17 protein-coding genes and 2 pseudogenes are annotated in these 17,260 nt (G+C 57.7%); 17 read left to right on the top strand and 2 right to left on the bottom strand.

What is annotated here, in order from left to right; all coding sequences use genetic code 11:
- The 9 genes and pseudogenes from CES87_RS17205 to CES87_RS17160 form a co-directional block, all read left to right on the top strand.
- Window positions 1-133 (top strand): disulfide bond formation protein B (locus tag CES87_RS17205; RefSeq protein WP_128607075.1); only part of this gene is annotated, 133 nt, incomplete at its 5' end.
- Window positions 134-958: 825 nt separating this feature from the next.
- Window positions 959-1,894 (top strand): ubiquinol oxidase subunit II, encoded by a 936-nt coding sequence (gene cyoA / locus CES87_RS17195; protein ID WP_128607074.1) that lies wholly within the window; start codon window positions 959-961, stop codon window positions 1,892-1,894.
- 3 nt (window positions 1,895-1,897) lie between these two features.
- Window positions 1,898-3,927 (top strand): annotated as a pseudogene (gene cyoB, locus CES87_RS17190) (cytochrome o ubiquinol oxidase subunit I).
- 3 nt (window positions 3,928-3,930) lie between these two features.
- The gene (locus tag CES87_RS17185; RefSeq protein WP_128607073.1) at window positions 3,931-4,557 is read left to right on the top strand and encodes a cytochrome o ubiquinol oxidase subunit III; all 627 of its coding nucleotides are present in this window, start codon (window positions 3,931-3,933) and stop codon (window positions 4,555-4,557) included.
- Window positions 4,558-4,899, top strand: a complete 342-nt coding sequence (gene cyoD / locus CES87_RS17180) for a cytochrome o ubiquinol oxidase subunit IV (RefSeq protein ID WP_128607072.1) — start codon at window positions 4,558-4,560, stop codon at window positions 4,897-4,899.
- Between the two features lie 11 nt (window positions 4,900-4,910).
- Window positions 4,911-5,798 carry a heme o synthase gene (gene cyoE / locus CES87_RS17175; RefSeq protein WP_128607071.1) on the top strand — a complete coding sequence of 296 codons (888 nt, stop codon included), beginning with the start codon at window positions 4,911-4,913 and terminating at the stop codon, window positions 5,796-5,798.
- Window positions 5,799-5,950: 152 nt separating this feature from the next.
- Window positions 5,951-6,295 (top strand): toxin, encoded by a 345-nt coding sequence (locus CES87_RS17170; RefSeq protein WP_128607083.1) that lies wholly within the window; start codon window positions 5,951-5,953, stop codon window positions 6,293-6,295.
- Window positions 6,292-6,606, top strand: coding sequence for a DNA-binding transcriptional regulator (locus CES87_RS17165; RefSeq protein ID WP_075946541.1), 315 nt, complete (start codon window positions 6,292-6,294; stop codon window positions 6,604-6,606). The genes CES87_RS17170 and CES87_RS17165 overlap by 4 nt, the downstream gene beginning before the upstream one ends.
- Window positions 6,607-6,855: 249 nt before the next feature.
- A complete protein-coding gene (locus CES87_RS17160) occupies window positions 6,856-7,221 on the top strand; it encodes a hypothetical protein (protein WP_256590953.1) in 366 nt (121 codons plus the stop codon).
- Window positions 7,222-7,362: 141 nt separating this feature from the next.
- On the opposite strand, the gene CES87_RS17155 is transcribed toward CES87_RS17160, so the two are convergent.
- Both CES87_RS17155 and CES87_RS17150 read right to left on the bottom strand, forming a co-directional pair.
- The gene (locus tag CES87_RS17155) at window positions 7,363-7,641 is read right to left on the bottom strand and encodes a DUF3077 domain-containing protein (RefSeq protein WP_128607070.1); all 279 of its coding nucleotides are present in this window, start codon (window positions 7,639-7,641) and stop codon (window positions 7,363-7,365) included.
- A gap of 495 nt (window positions 7,642-8,136) precedes the next feature.
- Window positions 8,137-9,555, bottom strand: coding sequence for a PLP-dependent aminotransferase family protein (locus tag CES87_RS17150; RefSeq protein WP_128607069.1), 1,419 nt, complete (start codon window positions 9,553-9,555; stop codon window positions 8,137-8,139).
- A gap of 148 nt (window positions 9,556-9,703) precedes the next feature.
- On the opposite strand from CES87_RS17150, the gene CES87_RS17145 reads away from it, so the two are divergent.
- The 8 genes and pseudogenes from CES87_RS17145 (at window position 9,704) to CES87_RS17110 (ending at window position 17,256) form a co-directional block, all read left to right on the top strand.
- A complete protein-coding gene (locus tag CES87_RS17145; protein ID WP_128607068.1) occupies window positions 9,704-10,804 on the top strand; it encodes a hypothetical protein in 1,101 nt (366 codons plus the stop codon).
- Window positions 10,805-10,845: 41 nt separating this feature from the next.
- Window positions 10,846-12,126 carry a biotin carboxylase gene (locus CES87_RS17140; protein ID WP_128607067.1) on the top strand — a complete coding sequence of 427 codons (1,281 nt, stop codon included), beginning with the start codon at window positions 10,846-10,848 and terminating at the stop codon, window positions 12,124-12,126.
- 77 nt (window positions 12,127-12,203) lie between these two features.
- Window positions 12,204-12,698 (top strand): RidA family protein, encoded by a 495-nt coding sequence (locus tag CES87_RS17135; RefSeq protein WP_128607066.1) that lies wholly within the window; start codon window positions 12,204-12,206, stop codon window positions 12,696-12,698.
- An 82-nt stretch (window positions 12,699-12,780) separates the two neighbouring features.
- Window positions 12,781-13,265 (top strand): annotated as a pseudogene (locus CES87_RS17130) (cupin domain-containing protein).
- 265 nt (window positions 13,266-13,530) lie between these two features.
- Window positions 13,531-14,175: a glutathione transferase gene (gene yfcF / locus CES87_RS17125; RefSeq protein WP_128607065.1), complete on the top strand. Its 645-nt coding sequence runs from the start codon at window positions 13,531-13,533 to the stop codon at window positions 14,173-14,175.
- A gap of 30 nt (window positions 14,176-14,205) precedes the next feature.
- Window positions 14,206-15,558, top strand: coding sequence for a KamA family radical SAM protein (locus CES87_RS17120; protein ID WP_128607064.1), 1,353 nt, complete (start codon window positions 14,206-14,208; stop codon window positions 15,556-15,558).
- A gap of 45 nt (window positions 15,559-15,603) precedes the next feature.
- On the top strand, window positions 15,604-16,476 hold the full coding sequence (locus CES87_RS17115) for a branched-chain amino acid aminotransferase (RefSeq protein WP_128607063.1): 873 nt from the start codon (window positions 15,604-15,606) through the stop codon (window positions 16,474-16,476).
- A 21-nt stretch (window positions 16,477-16,497) separates the two neighbouring features.
- Window positions 16,498-17,256 carry a TauD/TfdA family dioxygenase gene (locus CES87_RS17110; protein ID WP_128607062.1) on the top strand — a complete coding sequence of 253 codons (759 nt, stop codon included), beginning with the start codon at window positions 16,498-16,500 and terminating at the stop codon, window positions 17,254-17,256.
- Window positions 17,257-17,260 lie beyond the last annotated feature (4 nt).

The following is a 17,260-nucleotide window of genomic DNA, read 5'->3' as shown; positions in this document are numbered from 1 at the left end:
GGACGGCTTCTGCTCCACGCCGTACCCGCCGATCCTCGGTTTGTCCCTGGCGCAGTGGGCGCTGGTGGCGTTCGTGCTGGTGGTGGTGCTGGTACCGCTGCTCATTGTGCGTAACCGCAAAGCGTTGCGCTGAGGTCATCGGCGGTAACGCTACGACATCAAAAAACGCCCCGGTCCTTGAACAGAGGACCGGGGCGTTTTGCATTTTCAGAGGCCGGGTAAACAGATCGTGATAGGCGGCAACCAAGAGTGCGACACGTGTGCGACATGTTGTCACATCTTGAGTGTCGCATCGTGTTTCGAGGTGCCGAATTGGTGCGCGGTCATGCAATGAAATTGGCCTGTTTTTCAGGCTGGCCATTTTGCCGTCGTCAGGCTGAAGCAGGCAGTTTTAACAGGGCCTGGCGATTTGCCAGAGCCCTTGTCATATGGGGCTTTGGCCGAATGAAGAGCAGTTGTCGAGCCTTCGATACTGTCTGATTCGCGGGTGGTAGACCTACTATTTTTGGTGTTTTTGTTGAGAATTAATTTCGATAAGATGCGCCACTTTTACGAAATTTGGTAAGGATTGTTGCTGGTTCGGATAAAAATTATTTCGGGATGAGACATGGTTTATAAAACGCTACATATCTACAATCGCCCGCACTGAATTCCCGACACTGCTCACCCCTCACTCAGGTGCATGAGCAGAAGCAGGGTGTCGAGAAGCCAGGTGGTTTCATGCGACTCCAGGTGTCGGTGCCTCCAATTATCCGCACCAAATGGAATTGGTCTGTAACAAGGCCTTTGACCACGAAATCGAATAAGAACTCACGCTAGCCCAGGATTTGTCGAACAGCGTCTGACGCGCGACGGGCCAGCCCTTATTCAATCCAAGAAAAATGCCAACCCTTGGCAGGGTGAAGTGTTGGCGATCAAAACCCAACTGCATGGCGCAAGCTGCTTTAGAGGTCGTGAGATGATTAAAAACAGGTACCCCAGACTACTAGGCTTATTGCCGCTGCTCGGCACGTTGTTGCTGTCAGGCTGCAACATGACCTTGCTCGATCCCAAGGGCCAGGTTGGCCTGGACGAGCGAAACCTGATCATCACCGCAACGCTGCTGATGCTGTTGGTCGTGGTTCCGGTCATCGTGATGACCTTCCTGTTCGCCTGGAAATACCGCGCGTCGAACACCAGCGCTACCTACACGCCAAAATGGAACCACTCCACCAAGATCGAGATCGCGGTGTGGACTGTTCCGGTGCTGATCATCATTGCCCTGGGTTACATCACCTACAAGTCGACCCACGCCCTGGACCCATACCGTCCGCTGGAATCCGACGTGAAGCCGGTGACCATCGAAGTGGTCGCGCTGGACTGGAAGTGGCTGTTCATCTACCCGGAACAAGGCATTGCCACGGTCAACAAGATCGTGTTCCCGGCGCACACGCCAATCAACTTCAAGATCACCTCCGACGCCGTGATGAACTCGTTCTTCATCCCTGCGCTGGGCGGCCAGATCTACGCGATGGCGGGCATGCAGACCAAGCTGCACCTGATCGCCAACCAGAACGCTGAAATGGACGGTATCTCCGCCAACTACAGCGGCGCGGGTTTCACCGGTATGAAATTCAAAGCGATCGCAACTTCCCAGGAAGATTTCGACGCCTGGGTAAGTGAAGTCAAAAAGGCACCTAAACAGCTTGAACAAGCTGAATACGCAGCCCTTTCCAAGCAGAGCCAGAACAACCCAGTCGAGCTCTACTCCTCGGTTACGCCGAACCTGTTCCAGACCATCGTTGACAAGTACGAAGGCATGAAACCAGGTCCGAAGGTGCACCACGAGAAGAAAGAGAAAGAAGTGGCCGCTACGGACATGAACTCGCATTCAGCTGCCGGGGCAGAGGAGTAAACGATGTTTGGTAAATTAAGTTGGGAAGCCGTCCCGTTCCACGAACCGATCGTGATGATTACCATCGCCATGATCGCACTCGGTGGTCTGGCGCTGTTCGCTGCAATCACCTACTTCAAGAAGTGGACCTACCTGTGGACCGAGTGGCTGACGTCGGTCGACCACAAGAAAATCGGCGTGATGTACATCATCGTCGCCATGGTCATGCTGCTGCGCGGCTTTGCCGACGCCATCATGATGCGTACCCAGTTGGCCATGGCCACCGAGGGTTCGCCTGGCTACCTGCCACCTGAACACTATGACCAGATCTTCACCGCTCACGGTGTGATCATGATCATCTTCATGGCGATGCCATTCTTCACCGGCCTGATGAACCTTGCAGTGCCGCTGCAGATCGGCGCGCGTGACGTTGCCTACCCGTTCCTGAACTCCCTGAGCTTCTGGCTGCTGGTTTCCGGCGTGGTGCTGATCAACCTGTCCCTGGGCGTCGGCGAATTCGCCAAGACCGGTTGGGTTGCCTATCCGCCGCTGTCGGGCCTGCAATACAGCCCGGGCGTGGGGATGGATTACTACATCTGGGCGCTACAGCTATCGGGTCTAGGTACGACGCTAACCGGGGTTAACTTCCTGGCTACCGTGCTGAAAATGCGTACCCCTGGCATGAAGCTGATGGACATGCCGATCTTCACCTGGACCTGCACCTGGGCCAACGTCCTGATCGTGGCTTCGTTCCCGATCCTGACCGCTACCCTGGCGCTGCTGACGCTTGACCGTTACATGGATTTCCACATTTTCACCAATGAACTTGGTGGTAATCCGATGATGTACGTCAACCTGTTCTGGGCTTGGGGTCACCCCGAGGTTTACATCCTGATTCTGCCGGCTTTCGGTATCTTCTCCGAAGTCATCTCGACCTTCTCGGGCAAGAAACTGTTCGGCCACCACTCGATGATCTACGCATCGGGCGCAATCTCGATCCTGGGCTTCATGGTTTGGCTGCACCACTTCTTCACCATGGGTTCGGGTGCCAGCGTCAACGCCTTCTTCGGTCTGGCGACGATGCTGATTTCCATCCCGACGGGTGTGAAGCTATTTAACTGGCTGTTCACCATTTACCAGGGCCGTCTGCGCTTCACCAGCCAGGTGATGTGGACCCTGGGCTTCATGGTGACCTTCGCCATCGGCGGCATGACCGGCGTACTGCTGGCCATTCCGGGTGCTGACTTCGTTCTGCACAACAGCCTGTTCGTGATCGCGCACTTCCACAACGTGATCATCGGCGGCGCGGTATTCGGTTACATCGCCGGTTCGGCTTCTACTTCCCTAAAGCGTTCGGCTTCAAGCTGCACGAAGGTTGGGGCAAGGCAGCGTTCTGGTTCTGGATCACCGGCTTCTTCGTCGCGTTCATGCCGCTGTATGTACTGGGCTTCATGGGCATGACCCGTCGTCTGAACGCCACCACCAACCCTGAGTGGGTACCGTACCTGTACGTTGCCATGTTCGGTGCGGTGATGATCGCTGTTGGTATCGCTTGCCAGCTGATCCAGCTCTACGTGAGTGTGCGTGACCGCAACAAGCCAGAGAACATGTGCGAACACGGCGACCCGTGGAATGCACACACCCTGGAATGGTCGACTTCGTCGCCACCTCCGTTCTACAACTTCGCTGTGCTGCCAAAGGCCGACGTTGTCGATCCGTTCACCGAGGCCAAGGAAAACGGTACCGCGTATAAGGCTCCGGCCAGGTACGAACCGATCCACATGCCAAACAACACCGCGACTGGTGTGGTCATGGGTGCTCTGTTGACCGTGTTCGGTTTCGCGATGATCTGGCACATCTGGTGGCTGGCGATCGCTGGTCTTGCCGGCACCGTCATCTACTTCGTGATCCACGCGGCTCGTGATGATCAAGGCTATATGGTGCCGGTCGACGTGATCGAGCGCATCGAAGCCGAGCAGCACAAGCGTCTGGTAGCAGCCGGGAAAGTCCCAGCCACTGCCACCCGTGTTGAAACCTCGTTGGAACAGGCTTAAACCATGTCGAACTTAGTGACCAATGCTGGACACACCCATGTCGATGGACATGGGCACGATGACCATCACCACGACTCGGGCGAGATGACCGTATTCGGTTTCTGGCTCTACCTGATGACCGACTGCATCCTGTTTGCGTCGATCTTCGCAGCGTACGCGGTACTGGTTAACAACGTAGCGGGTGGCCCGTCGGGCCACGACATCTTCGAACTGCCATACGTACTGGGCGAAACCGCTCTGCTGCTGTTCAGTTCGATCACCTACGGCTTCGCCATGCTGGCGTTCTTCCGTGGTAACAAGAAGCAGGTCCTGGGCTGGCTGGCCCTGACCTTCATGTTCGGTGCCGGCTTCATCGGCATGGAAATCAACGAGTTCCACATGTTGATCTCCGAAGGCTACGGCCCTAGCCGTTCTGGCTTCCTGTCCGGGTTCTTCACCCTGGTCGGCACCCACGGTCTGCACGTGACCAGCGGTCTGATCTGGATGGCGATCATGATGTATCAGGTGCAGAAAAACGGCCTGACGGCGACCAACAAGACCCGTCTGAGCTGCCTGAGCCTGTTCTGGCACTTCCTGGACGTGGTGTGGATCTGCGTATTCACCGTTGTTTATCTGATGGGGACTATGTAAATGGCTAACTCAGCTCATTCTCACCATGGCCACGACGACGCCGGTCACGGCAGCGTCAAGTCCTACGTCATTGGCTTCGTCCTGTCGGTAATCCTGACCCTGATTCCATTCGGTCTGGTGATGTACCCGTCGCTGCCAAAGTCGCTGACCCTGTGGATCGTACTGGCTTTCGCCATCATCCAGGTGCTGGTTCACCTGGTGTACTTCCTGCACCTGGACCGTTCGAACGCGCAGCGTAATAACGTGATTGCATTTGTCTTCGCCGCGATCGTGATCGTCCTGCTGGTTGGCCTGTCGTTGTGGATCATGTTCAGTATCCACACCTCCATGATGGCGAAGTGAGGTAAGTCCGGATGTCCTTTAAGCACTTTATCCAAATCACCAAACCGGGGATCATTTTCGGTAACGTGCTTTCTGTGGCAGGCGGATTTTTCCTGGCCTCCAAAGGGCATGTCGATCTGGCCATCTTCCTGGCCGCCATGATCGGCACGTCCCTGGTGGTTGCCTCCGGTTGCGTGTTCAACAACTGCATCGACCGCGACATCGACCTGAAGATGGAACGCACCAAGAACCGGGTGCTGGTCCAGGGCCTCATCTCCCTGAAACTGGCCCTGGCCTATGCGACCGTCCTGGGTGTCGCCGGCGTTGCGTTGCTGTACAAGGTGGCCAACCCGTTGGCCGCGCTGTTCGCGGTAATCGGCTTCGTCATCTACGTCGGCTTCTACAGCCTGTACCTCAAGCGCAAGTCGGTTCACGGCACGCTGGTGGGCAGTCTGTCGGGCGCCATGCCACCGGTGATTGGCTACGTCGCAGTGAGCAACACCTTCGACATGGCCGCGCTGACCCTGCTGGTGATGTTCAGCCTGTGGCAGATGCCGCATTCCTACGCCATCGCGATCTTCCGCTTCAACGATTACCTGGCCGCATCGATCCCGGTGCTGCCAGTGAAGCGCGGAATCCAGGTGGCCAAGAAGCACATCCTGATCTACATCCTGGCCTTCCTCGTGGCGACCTTGATGCTGACCTTCAGCGGCTACGCCGGCATGAGCTACCTCGCCGTCGCCGCGGCCATGGGCATGTACTGGTTGTACATGGCCTGGACCGGCTACAAGGCAGTGGATGACACGGTCTGGGCACGCAAGCTGTTCGTGTTCTCGATCTTCACCATTACCGCGTTGAGCGTGATGATGTCCCTGGACTTCAAAGTGCCGAGCGAGTTGCTGCTGACGTACGCGCCTTAAGCGTCGGATGCGACAAAGAAAAACCCCGCCCTTTGAGAGAAGGAGCGGGGTTTTTGTTGGGGATTTTCTGAAGGGTCGAATAGCCAGGACAGTTCGTCAGGTAGATGATTTGTCGGTTGCCTGACTATAAGCAAATTGCCTATAGTTTGCCGATGCGAACTGTATTCTTCGAAACCTCTTACTTCACTGCCACCGTTAGCAATTATCTGACGGACGATGAGTATCGTGCACTGCAAACCCATATGCAGCTGAATCCGCAGGTGGGGGACGTCATGCCTCGAACAGGCGGCTTCCGAAAACTGCGTTGGGCGGATGGGCGTCGAGGTAAAGGCAAGCGAGGTGGCTTGCGGGTTATCTATTATTGGCTTATGAATGATGGCCAGTTCTGGATGTTTGCAATTTATGACAAAGATGAGCTTGAGAATTTGACCGCTGACCAAGAGAAGGCGCTCAAGAAAGCCATAGAGACAGAGTTGAAAGTACGAGGTACCCCATGAAAAAACGCGACCTGTTTGCAGAATTGATGCAGGGCGTTGATGAGATGGCGGCTCAACGCGAAGGCAAGATTACGTTGCGCAACACTTCCATTGAGGACATCCCGGCTCCTGAGGTGGGGGCGCAAGAGATCGTTGCACTACGGGAAAAGCTGCACATGTCCCAAGCTGTTTTCGCCAAGCGTATTCGAACGAGTCCCAGCACCTTGAGAAACTGGGAGCAGGAAAAATCCAAACCTAATGCTCAGGCGGCCTTATTGATCAGGCTGGTGGAGAAATTCCCGGATATGGTTGATCGATTGGCAGTCGTCTAATCGAGTCATCGAACACTCGCAAGGCCCCGCCCTTCGAGAGAAGGACGGGGTTTTTTGTTGGATACAAATCCATCAAAGCTTTCAGACATGCGAAGGTTTTTCTCATTTTCGAAAAACGGTGCAGGGCATTCAGGAAACGTCCTAACGCCAGATCCTTGTTTGCTTGGTAGGTCCGTTTCGATCACTGCAATCCCGTTAATGGTGGAGGTTGGAAATGGAAATACAGGACAGACTATCTGGAGAAAACAGATGACGAAGCCCCTTAACGGCCACGTCCTCTCATCCGCCTTGGGCACACTGGTCAAAAGCCCTTTAAATCAGGCAGATGACGCAGCACTGGTAAGTGCGGCCAAAGCCGTCTGGTACTCGAACTCGAGCATAGAGAGTGAAGTCGCAGCCTTCCTGAACTGCCACACTGATGAGGTGGAGGTTCGACGAGCAGGCTATCTACTTGAGCGATTCACCCGGTTTGCATGCGTGTCCGATGTCCGCGTGTCGGAAGCCCTGAATGCACTTGAGCTTTTTACTCATTCAACTTCCAGGCAGGAAGTGACATCACACGCAGCGGCGCCGCTGCGCCAGCGCCGCGATGCACTTGCCATCTCCTGGGGTTGAGTGAAGGGCTAGGTTTGAAGGCTCAGACCCTGATGCCTTATCAGACTCGGCATTATGAGGCTGAGCAGCGCGCGATGTTTTCCTGAGCTATTCAGTAGTAGAAAAGCCCCGCGTTTCGAAAGAATCGCGGGGCTTTTTCATTCACGGGCGGTTGTTACACGGTGCTTCGAGCACCTTTACTACGTCATCGATCACGGCTTTGCTCATCTCCTGCAAGAAGTGCGAAGCCCAGGCGTGGCGGTCGCTGTTGCGAACTGTGGCGGCGTCGGAGGCGAGGAGTTTGGCGATGTGGAGCAGGTCGGAGGCGTGGGAGAGGGCGGTGATGACCGGCACGCCGGCGCTGATGCGGAACAGGGGTTCGTTGGCGTGATAGGAGAAGGGGGTGAGGCCGATGGTTTTCAGGTCTTGGGGATTGGTCATTGGGTTCACCTTCCGTTGGTTGGGCGGAGGTGGATGACCAGTGGTGCAGATGGATCAATAGCGTTCATCAGTAAAACTCCCGTATCAAATTGAGAGCTACCACGCTCGTTCTCAGGCGAGTGGGTGGCAGCTGTGCGCAGGCTGAGAACCGGAGATACGGGATTCCGGCAGACCCGGAGGTCTCCCACGCACAGCCGCCATAGCACGACTGTGTGGGCATAAAAAAACGCCGGCAATCGTGATTGGTGGCGCTTGTGCGCCCGCATCTTACTCGGGTTCTCAGGCCCGGTCGCTGAATTGGCAGCGACGCGGCGAAGTTAGCGTGCGTTGTCGGGAGCGGCAATCGTAGCGATCTGGTGGCCGGGGAGGTCAGCGGATACCGCAACCCCTGTAGGAGCTGGCTTGCCAGCGAAAGCGCTGTGTCAGGCAACTTTGATGCTGGATGTGACAGCATCATCGCGAGCAGGCTCACTCCTACAAGGGCCAGGGCGGTAGCTATTTTTGTGGTGTGTCGAGCAAGCGCAAGAACCGCTCGCGTACTTGAAGGTGATCACTGTGCGCCACGTTGAAGCGCAGGTAGTGACTGGCATCGGCAGCTTTGCTGAGCAGGGTGCCGGGGGCTAGTACGAGCTTATTCTCCAATCCTTTGCGAGCCAACGTCTCGGCATGCAACCCATCCGGCAAACGCGTCCAGATAAACAACCCTTCCCCCGGCAACGACGACACCGAACACCCAGCCTCTTCCAGCCATCCCGCCACCCGGCTGTTGGACTCGTACAACCGATCCACCGTACGCCGCGCATGTTTGGCGTAGCTGCCGTCGCTTAGCATGGTGCAGGTGATGTGCTCCGCCAGTTCCGAGGTCACGCCGCCACAGGCCATTTTCAATGCGACCAGCCGCGCCGCCAGTTGCGGCGATAGCACCGCGTAACTGACGCGGCTGTTGGCGGTCAGGGTTTTCGAGAAGCCGGAGACGTAGGTGACATTGTCCAGCCCGCTCGCGGCCAGCCGCGGGGTGCGGCGTTGCTGGATATCGCAGTACAAATCGTCTTCCAGAATATGGAAGTCATGGCGGTGGCTCAGCTCCAGCAGGCGATACACCTGCGCCGGTGTGAACGAGTGCCCGGTCGGGTTGTGCAGCGTGCTGTTGGTCATGTACAGCACGGGTTTGTGGGCGATCACCAGTTGCTCGAAGGCGTCCAGGTCCATGCCGTCGCTACCCCGGGCGATGGTGATGACCTTGGCCCCGTGCAGCGCCAGGTTGGCGTGCATGTTGAAGTAGCAGGGATCGTCGAGCAGCACGGTGTCGCCGGGCTTGATCAGCAGGCGCATCAGCAGGTCGATGGCTTGCATGGTGTTGGCGGTGGTGATGATCTGGTCCACCGGCACTTCGATGCCGAAAGTCGCCAGTTTGACCCGCAACGCCTGGCGCAGCGGTGGATAACCGCCGGCCACGCCGTACTCGCCCATGCGCAGGGACGTCGCGCGCAGGGTCCCACGCACGGCTTTGAGCAGCTCATCGGCGGGTAGCCAGGAAGTGGGAAGGAAGCCGCAACCGGGGCGCAGGGCGCCGTTGTCCAGCAGCAAGGCGCGGCGCACCACACTGAGGGTGTCCTGGGGTTGCAGGTCCGGGCCGGTGCCGCTTGGCAGCGAAGTAACGGCGCGATGCACGTAGTGCCCCGAACCCTGGCGCGACACCACCAGACCCTTGGCCCGCAAGCGGTCGAGGGCATCGACCACCGTGGATTTGCCCACATTCATCAAGTCGGAGAGTTCGCGAATCGGTGGCAGCTTGGCGCCATGGGGCAGGCCGCCCGTGCTGATGGCCTGGGACAGTTGATCGACGATCTGCTGTACCAGCGGCGTACCGGGCTGGAATTCAATGGTTTTGATGACTGCGCGTTGAACCTGCATTTTACTGGTCTCTCCGGCAGTAAAGTTCGTTGGATTCTATACGAACTTGCTCTGATCAGAACAACTCCCGTTCTCTACCATCGCCTTACAGACTTTTCTGCTGGTTGACCCTGTCCGGTCCAACCATCGCCGGTGTATGAGGTGCTGCATGAGTGTCGAAACAACGGTCGCCGTGGCCAAACCGGTGATCAACCTGCGTTTGTTCACCATCCGCATCATCACTGCCGTGTCGTTGTTTGCGGTGCTGGGCAAGGCCAACGTCTGGCTCGACACCGCCACCAACAGCATTCTGGCCCTCGGTTATCGGGCCTTGTTGCTGCTGTTGCCGCTGACTTTATTGGTGCTTGGCCGTCGTTCCCTGAGTGTCACGCTGCTCTGTGCCGCCCTCGGGCTGGTGTTGCTGGCGCTCACCAGTAACCAGGGCCTGGTGATGTTTGCCGCCGCGTTGTTTGCCTACGGTATTGCGATTGCCGGTTACCTGATCAAGAGCGAAGCGGCGCAAACCAAGGAGGGAGCGGCGTACAACCGCGTCGCCATGAACATGGGCAGTCTGGTGGCGGGGCTGATTTTGCTGTCGCCGCTGTTGACCCCGACCATGTTCTTTCTCGGCGCCGCGAGTTTCGTCCTGCTGTGCCTGCCCATCGCCCTCGGTGCGACCTTCACGTCTGAACCCGTGGTAGCCCGCCCGGCCAGTCAGGACGGCAGGGGCTGGCGCAACAAACTGCCGTGGGTGATCGCCGGGATCATCATGGGCATCAAGCTGTTCGGCGTGTTCTCGATCCTGCCGCAAGCGATCCTCCTCGAGACCGGTGAACTGCCGGCCTGGTACGGCTTGATGCTGATCCTCAACAGCGCTGTGGTGGTGTTCGCCCAGGTGCCGGTGATGAAGCTGATCGAGCGCACCGGGCGCTTCAAGGTGGTGGCGGTAATCGCAATCATCGTCGGCGGTTTTGCGGTGTTGTCGTCGCCCGCCGCGTTCCACGTCGAAACCCTGGCTGGCGCGCTGATCTGGGTGGCGCTGCTGTCGATCGCCGAATGCGCGTTCAGCTACCTCGATTACTTCTCGGTCAAGCAGAACAACATGTTCGTCAAGGAAGTGTCCCTGGGCGTCGGTGCCGGGCTGACAGTCCTGATCATGCGGGTCGCGCCGCCACCGTACAACGCCCTGATGCTGGCCGCCATCGGCGCCGGCGGGATCCTGGCCTGGTACTGGCTCAACCGTAAATCCAATGCGTCGTTGCACGACTGAGTCATCGCAGCTTCGGTTTTAACTTTGAAAGTCGGGGCATCATGAATACGACTTCATGCGTAGTAGTGGTCGGGTATAACGGCAATCGGGTTCACGATATCCACAAATTGCGCGACCTGTGCAAGTCGCTCTACAACGCCCGGCTGATACTGCTGGTCGAGCAGATTCAGCCCTGTGACGATCAGGTGGCCGATCATGTCTGCAGCACATCACTGGCCGAGAAGGACGTGGCGGCCTCCCTTGAACTGGTGGTCAGCTGCCTGACCGCCGACCGCTGGAAGCTGATCGGCGTGCTGCCGTTCTCTGATCGCGGCGTGTTGCTCGGGGCGGCTCTGGCCAGCCATTTCGGCTTGCCCGGCATCACCCGGGCCGAGGCGCGGGCAGGGCTGGACAAGCAGATTTTTCGCCATCTCGAAGCGACTGCTGCCACGTCACCCGAGGATTACCGCCCCGTATTTTCCGCACGTATCGAGAGCTTGCCGGAGCTACGCCAGCGCGTGGTCGAACTGGGCGGCAAGGCTTTCATCAAACCGGCTTGCGAAGGTGCCAGCCGCGGCTGTCGCGTGATCCAGCACCCGTCTGAATGCGACGAAGCCTGGCAGGCCCTCAAGCCCTATCGCGAGGGCGGCATCGTCCTTGAAGAGTTAATCCAGAACGCCCGGGAATACAGCTGGGATTGCGTGGGCGGGAGCACCTGGGTCACCGAAAAAACCACCACCGAAGGCGCTTATCGCGCCGAAATCCAGCAAGTGGTGCCCGCGCCGTTGGCGGCGGACATGCAGGCTCGGCTGATGGCTGCCGGCCGGCACATGGCTGATTTGGTGTCCGAGGATAACGGCGCCTGGCACAACGAAGTTTTCCACAGGGCCGACCAACTGACGTCGGCCGTGGAAACCAACATGCGCCCCGGCGGCATGCACATCTGGGACCTGGCGCGGCGGGCATTTGTGAACTTCAACCCGTGGGAACGATGGGTCCGCTGGGCCGTGGAAGGCCAGGTCGAGCACCACGAGCCGGTTCCGCGCGGCTATTGCGGCATTCGCCTGCTCAGGGCGCCGGCCGGCGGCATTTTGCGCTCGATACCCGACATCGAAGCGATGGCCCGGGCGCTGAACATTGATCTGGTGGACGCGCAGTACGCCAAGCGCATCGGGGATTCGGTCAGCGCCCTGGTGACGGACAACTTCTCATTCATTGGCCACATCGTGTTGTTCAACGAGCACTACGGGCAGCTCAGCAACGACCTGTTGCGGCTTGCCGAGGCCATCGAATCAGGGATCGGCATCACCAGCCTGGCACCGCCCGCTATGGCTATGGGTTGAATGCTATTGGCTGGAAACTGGAGTTGATAAGGAAGGGATCGATGTTTTTTGCAGTATTGATCAAGAGGGTAAAGTAAATGATTGAACACATGACCTGTGATGAACGCTTCATCACTTTGGCACAGGAATTCGGCTACGACATCTACAGCGAGAACACCGCGGGCGGCCATTACGCACCGCTGATTCGCCACCACGATGAGCTGTACATCAGCGGTCTGGTGCCGCGCATGAACGGCAAAATCCACTACCCCGGACGGGTCGGGCTGGACCTCACCATGGCGGATGCACAAACGGCGGCCAGCATCAGTGCGATTCGCGGTTTGGCGCTGATCGTCGATGCCATCGGTTCGCTGGATAAAATCAAGTCGCTGATTCGCGTGACGGTCTATGTGAAATCCACGGCGGATTTTGTCGATCTCAGTGAAGTGGCCAACGGCGCCTCGGATGTCTTCAGTCATGTACTGGGTGATGCCGGGAAACATACTCGTACGACGGTCGGTGTTTATCAGTTGCCTAAAAATGCGGCGATTGAAGTGGATATGATTGCTGCGCTACGCCCGTCGGTTTTATAAGTTAAACAACCTGCTTTACAGCGCTGAACCGTTTACATAAGGTTCAGCGTTCCAGTATTTGAAACAAAAAAGGAACGTGCGAATGGATAACTTTCAAGGTGCGTTTTTTTCCTATAAGGATTTCCGTCAGAGTTTGCACCATCAGCCGGTAAGTCCAAAAATATGGAAAGGCACCGAACTCGCTGATTTACCTCAGGCACTGGCGGCTAGCGAAGTTGATACCGTCGCCCTGGCGCACGACAAAAGCGTCGCAGGGTGTGAGGTGACCCCGGGATGGCGATTGCCATGCAATGGCTCAATCCCGGTGTGGTGCTCACTGGGCATGCTCATTCGTGGTGGCATCTGTTTGTCATCCAGTCCGGCAGCGGCCTGCTGACCCTGGGCGATGCCGATGAAGTCAATGTCAGCAGCGGCGACGTGCTGCTGGTACCCGCCTGGACCAAACACGGCTTCGTCAACAGCAGCGCCGACGAACCGCTGGCGATGCTGAACATGAGCAACATGCCGCAAATGGCACTGCTGTCCAACTTTGCCGATAGCCACGGGCTGATCACCCGCCGAGCGTAATTCCCCCCACCGTTTACTGTAGGAGCCGGCTTGCTGGCGAAAGCGTCCTTGAGATCGCCATCGCCAGCAAGCCGGCTCCTACAGTTTTCATATCCGTCACAACCTGCTCCGAACCTTCAGATTTTGCGCCTGCGAATACGCGCGAAAATCAACTTTCTGTATCCATTGAAACCGGCAAATTCTGTATCTATCCAGCCTCGGATCAACTTATTACGATCACTTCCTATGCAGATTAATCAATGCAGCCATTGAAAGGGAGTGTTCTATGGAAAATACAAAGCTAAAACTTTATGTCGGTGCGGATTTTGTTAGCGCGTTCGCTATGTCGGCTTTTGTTGCACTCAAGGAAAAGCAACTTTCATTTGAATTTGTAACGGTGGATTTGAAGGCGCGGGAGAATTATCAATCAACTTATCGTGATCTTTCCCTGACCTGCAAAATTCCAACGTTAGTTCATGAGAATTTTGCGCTGTCGGAATCTTCCGCCATCGCTGAATACCTGGATGAACTCTCGCCAGGGCATAAAAAACTACTTCCGCAAGACATCAAGCAACGCGCACGTGCCCGTCAACTTCAGGCCTGGCTGCGCAGCGATCTACTGGTGGTGCGCAAAGAGCGTCCGTTTGACCTGGTGTACTTCGGCAAGAAAGACAAGCCGCTGTCCGACGAGGCCAATGCTGCGGTCGAGCGCTTGTTCTTTGTGGCGGACCGATTGCTGGAGGAGGGCGCCGAGCATCTGTTCGGCGACTGGAGCATCGCCGACACCGACCTGGCAATCATGCTCAACCGACTGGTCGCCAATGGTGATCCGGTACCGACGCGACTCGCGGCATACGTTCGCCGCCAGTGGGATCGCGACAGCGTTCGGGCATGGATGGACATAGAGCGCGTCGCGCCAGCCATCAAGTGAAACCGGCCAGCCATTACAAGGAGCGCTGCCATGCAGGGAATGTCGGAGCACGAAAGATACAAACCCTATAACTCACGCACCATCCGCGACACGCCGTACTGGCACAAGCTGACGCCAGCGTTGCAGGAAGCCATGACTGTCGTGGCTCGGGTCATGCCGTTCCGCACCAACGAGTACGTGCTGGGTACGCTGATCGACTGGACCAACATTCCAGACGATCCGATTTTCCGCATGACCTTTCCCCACAAGGACATGCTGTTACCAGACGAGTATGCGTCGCTCAAGCAACTGATCGAAGAGGATGACGCCGCCGCCATCAAGCGCCGGATCGAAGCGATCTGGCTGCGCATGAACCCGCATCCGGCCGGGCAGCTGACGCACAACGGCGCGACCCTCGACGGAAAAGTCCTGCCGGGCATTCAGCACAAGTACCGCGAGACCGTACTGTTTTTCCCCGGTGCCGGTCAGACGTGTCATGCGTACTGCACCTTCTGTTTCCGTTGGGCGCAGTTCATCGGTGAAGAAGAGCTGAAGTTCAACGCACGGGAATCCCAGGAACTGGTGAGCTACCTGAGGGTGCACACGCAAGTGACCGATGTGCTGATCACCGGCGGCGATCCGCTGATCATGAACACCCGTTCGCTGGCCGGATACATCGAGCCGCTGCTGGAACTGGCGCACCTGAAAAGTATCCGCATCGGCACCAAATCCGTGGCGTACTGGCCGCAGCGGTTTGTCAGCGACAAGGACGCACCCGAGTTGCTCGATCTGTTTCGGCGGATCGTCGCGTCGGGGAAAAACCTCTCGATCATGGGCCACTACAACCACCCGGTGGAGATTCTCCAGGACATCGCCCGGCAAGCCGTCGAACGCATTCGCTCCACCGGTGCGACCCTGCGCATGCAGGCACCGGTGATCCGCCACATCAACGAAAACCCCGCCGATTGGGCGGCGCTGTGGACTGAAGGCGTACGGCTCGGGGCGGTGCCGTATTACATGTTCGTCGAACGCGACACCGGCCCCAGCCATTACTTCGCGATGCCGCTGGCCCGGGCGTTCGAAATCTTTCAGGCGGCGTATCGCACCGTGTCTGGGCTTGCGCGCACAGTGCGCGGTCCGTCCATGAGCACCTTCTACGGCAAGGTGTTGATCAACGGCATCGAGACCGTCGCCGGGGAAAGAGTCTTCGTGCTGCAGTTTCTCCAGGCCCGGGACCCGCAATGGGTTTTGCGCACGTTCTATGCGCGCTTCGACCCGCAGGCAACATGGTTCGACCAGTTGCGCCCGGCCTTTGGCGAGCGAGCGTTTTTCTTTCAGAACGAGCCTGAGCTTTTGCTGGCGCCAGCGCCGGAATTGATACCGGTGCTGCTGCAAACGGCGTAGGACCTTTCTTGCACAAAAGAGCTTAAACACTGGGGAGACAAGGACATGAGCGGTATCCCGTTTGATCAACGCGAAGGATTGATCTGGCTCGACGGCGAGTTCGTCGAGTGGTCCCAGGCGCGCCTGCATGTACTGACCCACGGCTTGCATTACGCGAGCACCGTGTATGAAGGGGAGCGCGTGTACAACGGCAAGGTCTTCAAGCTGCGCGAGCACACCGAACGGCTGTATCGCTCGGCGCAGCTGATGGATTTTGCCATCCCGTTTGAACCCGCCGAACTGGAAGCGGCCAGCCATGAATTGCTGCAACGCAATCAGGTGGTCGAGGGGTATCTGCGGCCGGTGGCCTGGCGCGGCAGTGAGATGATTTCCACTTCGGCGCGTTTCAATCGCGTGCATGTGGCGATTGCCTGCTGGCAATGGCCGAGCTATTTCGACCCGGCGGCGCGCATGGCCGGCATTCGCTTGAAGACCGCTACGTGGCGCCGTCCGCCACCGAGCAGCAGCCCCTTCGAAGCCAAGGCGTCAGGGCATTATCAGATCGCCACGCTGAGCAAGCACGACGCGGAAAACAACGGATACCACGACGCCTTGATGCTCGACTGGCGCGGCCATGTCGCCGAAGCCACCAGTGCCAATGTGTTCTTCGTCAAGGGTCGAACGTTGTACACGCCGGTGCCGGATTGTTTCCTCAACGGCATTACCCGTCAGACCGTGATCGAACTGGCCAGGGCCCTGGATTACCAGGTGATCGAAACCACGATTTTGCCTACGCAGCTGGGCGACTTCGACGAGTGTTTTCTGACGGGCACCGCTGCCGAAATCACCCCCGTGCAGAGCATCGACGAGCAGCACTACCGACCGGGCACCGCTTGCCGCGAGTTGATCGCCGCTTACACCTCAACCGTCAACGCCTGATAAACCGCCAGGAATCTCACCATGTCAGATCAAGGGATTGTTGCGTCTAAACCTTATGTTTCGTTGGGTCATCGCCATGAAGAATTGTCGAGTCGCGGCTGGACGGTGCTGACCCCCGGCGAATTCGCCCATGACGTTGTAGGTACATTGCATGAATTCGGCCCGATCATTCCGCAATTCAACGGGCAGACTGCTTTTGCCATTACCCGCAAGCCAGGCTACGAAGACTTGCCGTACTCCCAGAGCATGAACGGTATCGGTCCGCACACCGAAGCACCGGTGTATGGCCCGCCGCCGCGTTACCTGGCACTGCATTGCCATCGACAGGCAACCTGCGGTGGCGGGCACACAGGGTTGGTGGACGGCTATGAGTTTTTGCAGTCCCTTGAGCGATCCGAGCCTGAACTGCGCGAATGGCTGGATGACACACCCGTGGAATTTGTCGCCACTGCCAAACCCGGCGAGCCCGGCCAACGCCGGGTCAAGGAGTACATCCTGACGCCGACTGAGGACGGTGACATTTTCCGCTTCAGCTACAACCAGTTTCACTACGGCGACGTGAACCCGTCAAAGGAAGCCTTGCAGCAGTCCCAAGTCGCAAACAGCACCTCACCGCTGGCCAGGTTTGCCATGCTCGGCGAAGCGTACTTCGTCGAGCACAACGTTCCGGTGCTGATTCCCGATGGCTGCCTGCTGATTTGGGACAACTGGCGGATGATTCACGCCCGCAGTCGATACACTGACCCGGCGCGCAACCTGACCCGCTACTGGCTGGCCTGATTTT

The organism is Pseudomonas sp. ERMR1:02 (genome assembly GCF_002277815.1).
GTDB lineage: Bacteria > Pseudomonadota > Gammaproteobacteria > Pseudomonadales > Pseudomonadaceae > Aquipseudomonas.
The sequence above is the reverse complement of the archived record's forward strand: the minus strand, read 5'-3'. Positions and strand labels throughout refer to the sequence as shown.

Coding starts and splice junctions, on each gene's coding strand:
- CES87_RS17185 (WP_128607073.1), top strand. CDS start 3,931: ATGTCGAACTTAGTGACCAATGCTGGACACACCCATGTCGATGGACAT.
- CES87_RS17160 (WP_256590953.1), top strand. CDS start 6,856: ATGACGAAGCCCCTTAACGGCCACGTCCTCTCATCCGCCTTGGGCACA.
- yfcF (WP_128607065.1), top strand. CDS start 13,531: ATGGAAAATACAAAGCTAAAACTTTATGTCGGTGCGGATTTTGTTAGC.
- CES87_RS17145 (WP_128607068.1), top strand. CDS start 9,704: ATGAGTGTCGAAACAACGGTCGCCGTGGCCAAACCGGTGATCAACCTG.
- CES87_RS17170 (WP_128607083.1), top strand. CDS start 5,951: ATGCGAACTGTATTCTTCGAAACCTCTTACTTCACTGCCACCGTTAGC.
- CES87_RS17135 (WP_128607066.1), top strand. CDS start 12,204: ATGATTGAACACATGACCTGTGATGAACGCTTCATCACTTTGGCACAG.
- cyoA (WP_128607074.1), top strand. CDS start 959: ATGATTAAAAACAGGTACCCCAGACTACTAGGCTTATTGCCGCTGCTC.
- CES87_RS17110 (WP_128607062.1), top strand. CDS start 16,498: ATGTCAGATCAAGGGATTGTTGCGTCTAAACCTTATGTTTCGTTGGGT.
- CES87_RS17165 (WP_075946541.1), top strand. CDS start 6,292: ATGAAAAAACGCGACCTGTTTGCAGAATTGATGCAGGGCGTTGATGAG.
- CES87_RS17155 (WP_128607070.1), bottom strand. CDS start 7,641: ATGACCAATCCCCAAGACCTGAAAACCATCGGCCTCACCCCCTTCTCC.
- cyoE (WP_128607071.1), top strand. CDS start 4,911: ATGTCCTTTAAGCACTTTATCCAAATCACCAAACCGGGGATCATTTTC.
- CES87_RS17115 (WP_128607063.1), top strand. CDS start 15,604: ATGAGCGGTATCCCGTTTGATCAACGCGAAGGATTGATCTGGCTCGAC.
- CES87_RS17150 (WP_128607069.1), bottom strand. CDS start 9,555: ATGCAGGTTCAACGCGCAGTCATCAAAACCATTGAATTCCAGCCCGGT.
- CES87_RS17140 (WP_128607067.1), top strand. CDS start 10,846: ATGAATACGACTTCATGCGTAGTAGTGGTCGGGTATAACGGCAATCGG.
- cyoD (WP_128607072.1), top strand. CDS start 4,558: ATGGCTAACTCAGCTCATTCTCACCATGGCCACGACGACGCCGGTCAC.
- CES87_RS17120 (WP_128607064.1), top strand. CDS start 14,206: ATGCAGGGAATGTCGGAGCACGAAAGATACAAACCCTATAACTCACGC.